Source organism: Thermoplasmata archaeon (assembly GCA_035632695.1).
Classification (GTDB): domain Archaea; phylum Thermoplasmatota; class Thermoplasmata; order RBG-16-68-12; family RBG-16-68-12; genus RBG-16-68-12.
In genome coordinates, this window is sequence record DASQGG010000137.1 from 1 (window position 1) to 7274 (window position 7274).

The following is a 7274-nucleotide window of genomic DNA, read 5'->3' on the forward strand; positions in this document are numbered from 1 at the left end:
TCCCGTCCCGCGAGGCATAGCGAATCTTCCGCGGCGCCTTTTTGATCGCGTCCTTGACCAAGGCCTCCGGGATCTTCGCAATCTCCGTCTTCAGATCGACCTCGGCCCCGGCCTCCTTCAGCATCTTCAGGACGGATTCGCTGTGGATCAGGACGCCGAGTTCCTGCAGACTTCGGAGGCTCTGCTCGTGAATGAGATCCTCCTCGCCCCGCTCGAGAAACCGGGTTCGCAAGTTCGCCACCGTCTTCACCTCCTCGGGTTCGCACCGCTGCCCCGCGGGTAGCCGGTCGAAAATCATGAGGATATGGTAAGTACGGAACCCGCTCCGGTGGACTCGCGGCAGTCTCGCCGCGAAGCGCGTTCACTCCTTCAACCGATTCCAATCCTCAAGGACCGCATGGGCGCCGTTGTAGCCGGGGGCGCCCATGACGCCACCGCCCGGATGCGTGCCGGCGCCGCACAGGTACAGCCCTCGGACGGGCATCCGGTAGTTGGACCAGCCCGGGACAGGCCGGAAGGAGAAGGACTGGTCGGGCCCCATTTCGCCGTGCGCCTGATGGGCCTCCGTCAGCCCGAACCGGCGCTCGAGATCGAGCGGGGTCAGGATCTGCCGAGCGACGACCGCGCGAGGGACGTTGGGCGCGTACTCCGCGAGCGTTTCGATGACTCGGTCGGCGTACGAGTCCCGGAGGTCATCCCACGAATCCGAAAGGAGCCGATAGGGAGTGTACTGCACGTAGATGGAGAGCGTGTGCCGTCCAGGAGGCGCCACGGAGGGATCCAGGACGCTCTGGGTCACCGCCTCCATCCACGGCGATTGAGAAGGGATCCCGCGCTTGGCGTCCTCGAAGGCAGCCTCCGCATACTCGATCGAGGGACAGATGTACGTCGAGCCGCGGTGCTGAAGGCCCGACCCGCCCGGGAGTGCCTTCCAGTCGGGAAGCTCGGATAGCGCGCAGTTCACCTTCATGGCGGCTCCATGGATCTTGATGTTCTGCACCGCCCGCAGGAACTCAGGCGGGAGGGCGTCCGGATCCACGAGGGAGAGGAACGTCCGCTTGGGATCCGCAGAGGAGACGACGGCCTTGGCGGCAATCACGCGACCCCCCGGGAGGCGGACGCCCGTGACCCGTCCGTGGTGGGTCAATATTCGTTCGACCCCGGTGTTCAGCCGGATGTCCACGCCATGGGCAAGCGCCGCCTTGGCCAGCGCACTCGGGATCTCGCCCATTCCTCCCACCGTGAACCCCCAGGCGCCCGCGACGCCGTCCACGTTCCCAAGGAGGTTGTGGCTCAAGGTGAAGGCCGTGCACGGGGTCGACGGACCGGCGAAGTGTCCGATGATGCTCTGGTTCGCGAGAGCCGTCTTCACCTCGGGCGATTCGAAGAACTCGTCGAGGAGTTCCTTAGCGCTGAAGAACAGGAGGCGCCGGAGCAGTTCCTCGGCATCCGCGCCGCGCATGAGGCCGGCGAGGTCCGCGATGGGGACGGGCGCGGAGAGCAGCATGGGTTCGATGAGCTCGTACAACGAATCCCAGAATGCCGCATACTTCCGATATCCCTCGGCATCCTTCGTCGAGAACCGAGCGATTTCCTTGCACGTCCGCTCGACGTCGCTCCACAGGAGAAGGTAGCGCCCGTCCGGGAACGGGCAGAACGCCTGGGGATCGAACGCGATCTGCCGCAACCCGTACTTCGTGAGGCCGAGGTCTTCGATGATCTGGGGGCGGAACAGGCCCGAGACGTAGGCCGCGGCGTTCACCTTGAAACCGGGTGCGATCTCGTCGGTGACGCAGGCGCCGCCGACACGGTCCGACCGTTCCACGACGACGACCCGGAGGCCCGCCTTCGCCAGGTAGTTCGCCGCGACGAGGCCGTTGTGACCCGCGCCGATGACCACCGCGTCGTACGATGCGATCCCACCGCCTCCCGGGCGCTCGGGCAAACCGGGAGGGGTATCTCAAGGTTTGCCGGTCAGGTAAGTGCCAAAAGACTTTCCACCCCTCGGGAAGTCCCGGTGCACCGCTCGGCGGGGGTGAACACCACGGAGGACTACGTTGCGCGACTCAAGAAGGCCGTCATCGAGTACGACATGGAAGGGATGCCTGCCCTGGCCAAGGAAGCCTTGGACCACGGGATGAACCCGCTCCAGGGAATCGAGAGGGGGCTGGCCGCCGGGATCCGCGACGTCGGCCAGAAGTTCGGCGCCGGCGAACTCTTCCTGCCCGAGCTCGTGATGGCCGCGGAGACGATGCGTGCCGGGGTGGCCATTCTGGAGCCACTGGTGCCGAAGGACGCCGCGGAGGCGCGCGAAACGCACAAGGTCGTCCTTGCCACGGTTCAGGATGACATCCACGAGATCGGCAAGAACCTCGTCGCCACGATGCTCACGGCGAATGGCTTCGACGTCGTGGACATGGGGGTGAACCAGCCTTCGGACGCGATCCTGAAGAAGGCCCAGGACCTCCACGCGGAAATCGTCGGCGTCTCGGCCCTCATGACGACCTCCATGCCGCGGATGAAGGAGCTGCTGAAGGCAGCCCAAACCAAGGGTGTGCGCACGAAGGAGCGGTTCATCGTCGGCGGCGCGCCGGTCACCGAGCAGTACGCCAAGGAGATCGGTTCCGACGGCACGGCAGGCGACGCGAGCGGTGCCGTGCGGCTCGCGCAGAAGCTCATCGGCAAGTAGACATGAGCGGCATCCGCAGGGGATCGTGGTGGACGACGAGCACCTCGCCCTCGACGTGATCGAGAGGGTCGGGATCGGCGGCACGTTCCTCGGCCAGCGGCACACGATGGACCATCTCCGGCAGGAGCACTTCCTGCCGAAGCTCGTAGACCGGCGGAGCTACGATCTTTGGGTGGCGGACGGACGGAGGACGATCGAAGAACGCGCTCGCGCGAAGGTGGTCAACGCGCTCGCGCATCCTCCGCCGCACCCCCTGACCCCCGATGTGGTGCGCGAGCTCGACAACCTCATCGACGACGCCCCTCGCGGCGCTGCCTGACGCTCGGAAACCTGGACGCGTCCCGGTGGGGCAGGAACAGGGAGGAGGCGAACGCCTTGGGGAACCGGGGATCGCCCGCGAGGGGCACGTGCCGGATGCGCTTCGCAATCCGCCGCATGTTCTCCCGTTCCCGAACCGAGAGCAGGGCGAGGCGCGCACCCGATCCGGCCGTGTTCCCTACGAACTGGACCTTCTCGAGGGACATGTCGGGGAGCATGCCCACGGCACGCGCGCTCTCCGGGGCCAGGTAGCTTCCAAAGGCGCCCGCCAGGTACAGGGTCGCAATTTCCCGGGTCGGTCGCCGAAGCGTGTCCAGCAGGATGTCAATCCCCGCGTGGATCGCCGCCTTGGCGAGCTGAAGCTGGCCGATATCGTCCTGGGTCAGGAGCAGATCTTGGCCGATGGACGTCTCGTCTGCGGGGACGACGCGGAACGCGAGCTGACGGCCCACCCTCCGAATCCGTTCCGGGGCGGCCCGTTTCTGGAGCCGGCCCGCGGCATCGATGGCCCCCGTGCGGAACAGATCGGCTAGCAGGTCTAGAAGGGCGGAGCCGCAGAGGCCCCGGGGTTTCATGCGCCCGATGACCCGATAGTCGACGTGGAACGTCTCGGGCTCCACCGCGACGCGCTCTACGGCGCCGTCCGCGGCGCGCATGCCGAATCGGATGTGGGCCCCCTCGAAGGCGGGACCGGACGGCGTGGAGCAAGCCACGAGCTTGCGGCCGTCGCCCGCGCAAATCTCCGTGTTCGTCCCCACGTCGATGAAGACCCGCAGCGCCCTCGATCGATCCAAGCGCGTGGACAGGACGCCGGCGACCAGGTCGCTGCCCACGAACGCCGCGACCACCGGAGGCGCAATGACGGGTGCCGCGGACGCGGCGCGCAGGCCGAACGACCCCGCGGTGCGAATCTCCTCCCGGCGCGTCGCCGGTCGGTAGGGAGCGCGCGAGAGGCTTTCCGTGGGCTCGCCGAGGAAGAGATGGTGCATCGCCGTGTTCCCCACGGCCACGACCTCGAACACGCGGTCCGTGGGTTCGTGCGCGAGGCCGCACGCCTTCCGGGTCAGATCGTTCAAGGTCCCGAGGACTTCATCGTGGAGCATGGCCTCCTGGGACGCGGAAGCTCGCGCGAAGGCGAGGCGGGACATGATGTCCTCGCCGTGGACCATCTGGGGATTCGGGGCGGAGACGGTCTCCACGCCCTCTCCCGTCTCCAGGTCCATGAGGAAGCCCGCGATCTTGGTCGACCCGATATCGAAAGCCATCCCGAGAACCCGGTCCGAGGCTGCCACGCACCCGAGGACCTCCCTCCCCCTCACGAGCAGACGAGGATCACTCGCGGGGAGCTTGCCGGCCTTCAACAACGCCCGGGTCCGCAACGAAACCCGCCATCCGGCGGCCCTCAGCTGCGCCTCCGTGAGCGGGCGCGGCGCCCGCACCTTCCGGAGGTCCGGGCGGACGCGGTGGGCCGGCATGAGCCCCGAGGTCTGGAGCCGCTGCCAGCTGCGCTGAGATTCCGGGGGAATCTCCAGCACGATGATCCCTTCGCCCGCGGGCCGGCACTGGCAGGCGAGACGGATGCCCCGCGCGCGGTCCTCCTTGGTCAGGTGGGCTTCAAAGCGTCCTTGAGGCCGAAGGAGATCACCGCCACGTCGGACGAGGACGCGGCACTTCCCGCAGGTCCCCCGGCCCGCGCACAGGTCCTCGAGGCCTACGCCGCAACGCCGGGCCGCGTCCAGGAGGTCCTCCCGCACGCCCACGCGCGTGCGGCGGCCCTCGGGCTGGAAGATCGCGACGGGCTGTGCCAAGCGAGAAGGGAGGCGCGTGAAGCTACCTAAGCATTCCGCACCGCGTACCCGACGAGCACGGACGCGTACCGCTGTCCCGTCGGCACGGCAAAACGCTCCCGCAGGTAGTCGTCCTGGGGCGAATCGGGACTCGCGGAGACGATGCGATCGAGCGCAGAGAATCTCTCGAGCTCCGGGAAGCGTACGGGAGGAAGGAGAAAGCGATAGCGGCCGTGCGGGCGCACGCCGGCGAAGAGGACGAAATCCTTCCCCAGGTGAGCCACACGTCGATCGTCCGGCACGGATTCACCTGGGAGGATTTCCCGGCCGAGGATCCCACCTGCCTCGTCCACCAGGAGGAGCGTGGGCTCGGGTGGAGGTCGGAACGTGGGATCCTTGAAGAGGCACACGATTCTGGGCCGGGACAGGACCTCCGCAACGCCCGCGTTCTCCGCCGCCTCGGGGGTCCTCCGCACGATGAGCGCGCCTCGGTCACGAGCCTCGAGGAGGACGGCCTTGAGGACGCCGCGGAGCGCGGCCAGCCGTTGAATCACGTCTCGGTCCACGGAGTCCACGAGAGCTTCTCGCCTCCTTGGCCGCGGGAAGGGAGGCGGAGGCTCTTAGCCTTCACGCCCGACAGGGTTGCGGTGGACCACGGCTTCGGAACGGGAGCACCGATGCAGTCATTACAATGGAACTATTAGTCCCGCGGAGCCATCCGACGCGTTGCCTGGGTGCCGCGGCTCCTGGGGAGTCGTGACCATGGTCCGTCGCAACGCGGCCGCTCGGTTGGGGGGAGGAAGAGCGTGACGCTCCGGTTGGAGCCGTTCTCGCGAACGGAGTTGCAGAAGGTTCACGCGGCCACCGTGCGCATCCTAGAGCGAACCGGCGTGCGCATCCTCGACCCGGAGGCAGCGAGTTATCTGCGGTCCGCCGGCGCCACATACGACGATCTGACCCAAGTCGTCCGGATTCCGGAGGGTCTCCTGAAAGAGCTCCTGATGCGCGCACCGAGCCGCTTCCACCTGCACGGTCGTGGGCCCGACCGGGTCCTTGCTTTCGGCGAGGGGAAAACGTACTTCAGCAGTATGGGGACGGCGGTCCAGGTCGAGGACGAACAGGGCCGAGTGCGGCCCCCTACGCTGAAGGATGTCGAGTCCTTCTACCGCCTCGCGGACGCCTCTCCGTTCCTCGACCACGCGTCGTGGGTCGTGTGGCCCCGAGACATCCCGAACGAGGCGGTCCACCTCTACGAGCTCCTGTATGGATTCAAGTTCACCACGAAGTCCCTGGACGGCTACAACTGGGGCAAGCAGTTCGCGCAGGACACGATCGACATGGCCGCCATCGTGGCGGGAGGCCGGGAGGAACTCGCCCAGCGCCCGCTCCTCCTGGGTTTCACGAACCCCGTGAGCCCGCTCACCCTGGCGAAGGAGACCACGGAGGGCCTCGTCGCGTTCGCTCGCGCGGGGCAGCCCTGCATCATGCCGCCGGAGTGCATGGCGGGCGGGACCGCACCGGCCACGCTCGCGGGCGTCCTCGTCCAGCAGAACGCAGAAGTCCTCGCCTCGATCGCCGTGGCCGAGGCGGTGCATCCCGGAGCGCCCGTCCTGTACGGCAGCGTGTCCACCGTGATGGACATGCGGGACGGGTCGGTCGCGCTCGGCGCACCCGAAGCGGGACTCATCTCGTTGGGCGCGGCTCAGCTCGCCCGGTACTACGGCATCCCCTCCCGGGGAACGGGAGGGAATACGGAAGCGCTGGGCTCGGACTACCAGGCGGGGGCCGAATCCGCGACGACCCTCCTGCTCTCGGCGCTCGCAGGTTTCGACTTCATCTACGATGTCGCAGGCAGCTTGGAATCGAGTCTGAGCGCGAGCTACGCGAAAATGATCTTGGACGACGACCTCGCGGGCGCGGTGCGCCGGGTGCTTCACGGCATCGAGGTCACCGAGGACACGCTGGCCACGGAGGGCATCGAGGCGGCCGGACTCCACGGCTCGTACCTGGGTCATCCGCACACGCTCTCCCACTTCCGCCGAGAGCACTTCCTTCCCGAGACCTTCCTGCGTGGCACACGCGTCTCCCGGGAAGGCATTGATGTGTGCGAGAAAGCCCGGCGTCGAGCCGACGCCATCCTGCGAGAGCACACGGTGGACCCACCCCTGGAGACTGCGATCGAATCCAAGCTCACCGCGTTCGTGAAGCGCGCGATGAAGCGACCTGCGGGCGTAGCGGTCCCGGCGGCGTGACGTGGGATTCCACCCAAATGCTTAGGATGGACGTGACGATGATGTCGCGAACAGGAATCCAGGAGACCTGACCATGGGACGGATTGGAACGGGCTGGCAGTTGACGAAGACGAGCCTGCGCGTCCTGCGAAAGGACAAGGAGCTGCTCCTGTTCCCGCTCATCTCGGGAGTGACGCTGATCCTCATCCTGGGTGCATTCATCGGAGGGATGTTCTTCACGGTCGGCTT

The 7274-nt window shown here is 67.2% G+C and carries 7 protein-coding genes; 3 read left to right on the forward strand and 4 right to left on the reverse strand.

Going from position 1 to position 7274, the window contains the following annotated elements; genetic code table 11:
- Window positions 1-250, reverse strand: a 250-nt coding sequence (locus VEY12_08805) for a trimethylamine methyltransferase family protein (GenBank protein HYM40224.1), incomplete at its 3' end; no start/stop codon positions are given.
- A gap of 111 nt (window positions 251-361) precedes the next feature.
- A complete protein-coding gene (locus tag VEY12_08810; protein ID HYM40225.1) occupies window positions 362-1945 on the reverse strand; it encodes an NAD(P)/FAD-dependent oxidoreductase in 1584 nt (527 codons plus the stop codon).
- 72 nt (window positions 1946-2017) lie between these two features.
- Here VEY12_08810 and VEY12_08815 point away from each other — a divergent pair, with 72 nt between their 5' ends.
- On the forward strand, window positions 2018-2689 hold the full coding sequence (locus tag VEY12_08815; protein ID HYM40226.1) for a corrinoid protein: 672 nt from the start codon (window positions 2018-2020) through the stop codon (window positions 2687-2689).
- A gap of 28 nt (window positions 2690-2717) precedes the next feature.
- Window positions 2718-3008, forward strand: coding sequence for a trimethylamine methyltransferase family protein (locus tag VEY12_08820; protein HYM40227.1), 291 nt, complete (start codon window positions 2718-2720; stop codon window positions 3006-3008).
- On the opposite strand, the gene VEY12_08825 is transcribed toward VEY12_08820, so the two are convergent.
- Both VEY12_08825 and VEY12_08830 read right to left on the reverse strand, forming a co-directional pair.
- Window positions 2977-4815, reverse strand: a complete 1839-nt coding sequence (locus tag VEY12_08825; protein ID HYM40228.1) for an ASKHA domain-containing protein — start codon at window positions 4813-4815, stop codon at window positions 2977-2979. The two genes, VEY12_08820 and VEY12_08825, sit on opposite strands and share 32 nt — an antisense overlap.
- 26 nt (window positions 4816-4841) lie before the next feature.
- On the reverse strand, window positions 4842-5369 hold the full coding sequence (locus VEY12_08830; protein ID HYM40229.1) for a hypothetical protein: 528 nt from the start codon (window positions 5367-5369) through the stop codon (window positions 4842-4844).
- Between the two features lie 231 nt (window positions 5370-5600).
- Here VEY12_08830 and VEY12_08835 point away from each other — a divergent pair, with 231 nt between their 5' ends.
- Complete coding sequence (locus VEY12_08835; GenBank protein HYM40230.1) at window positions 5601-7046, forward strand: trimethylamine methyltransferase family protein; 1446 nt, start codon at window positions 5601-5603, stop codon at window positions 7044-7046.
- Window positions 7047-7274 lie beyond the last annotated feature (228 nt).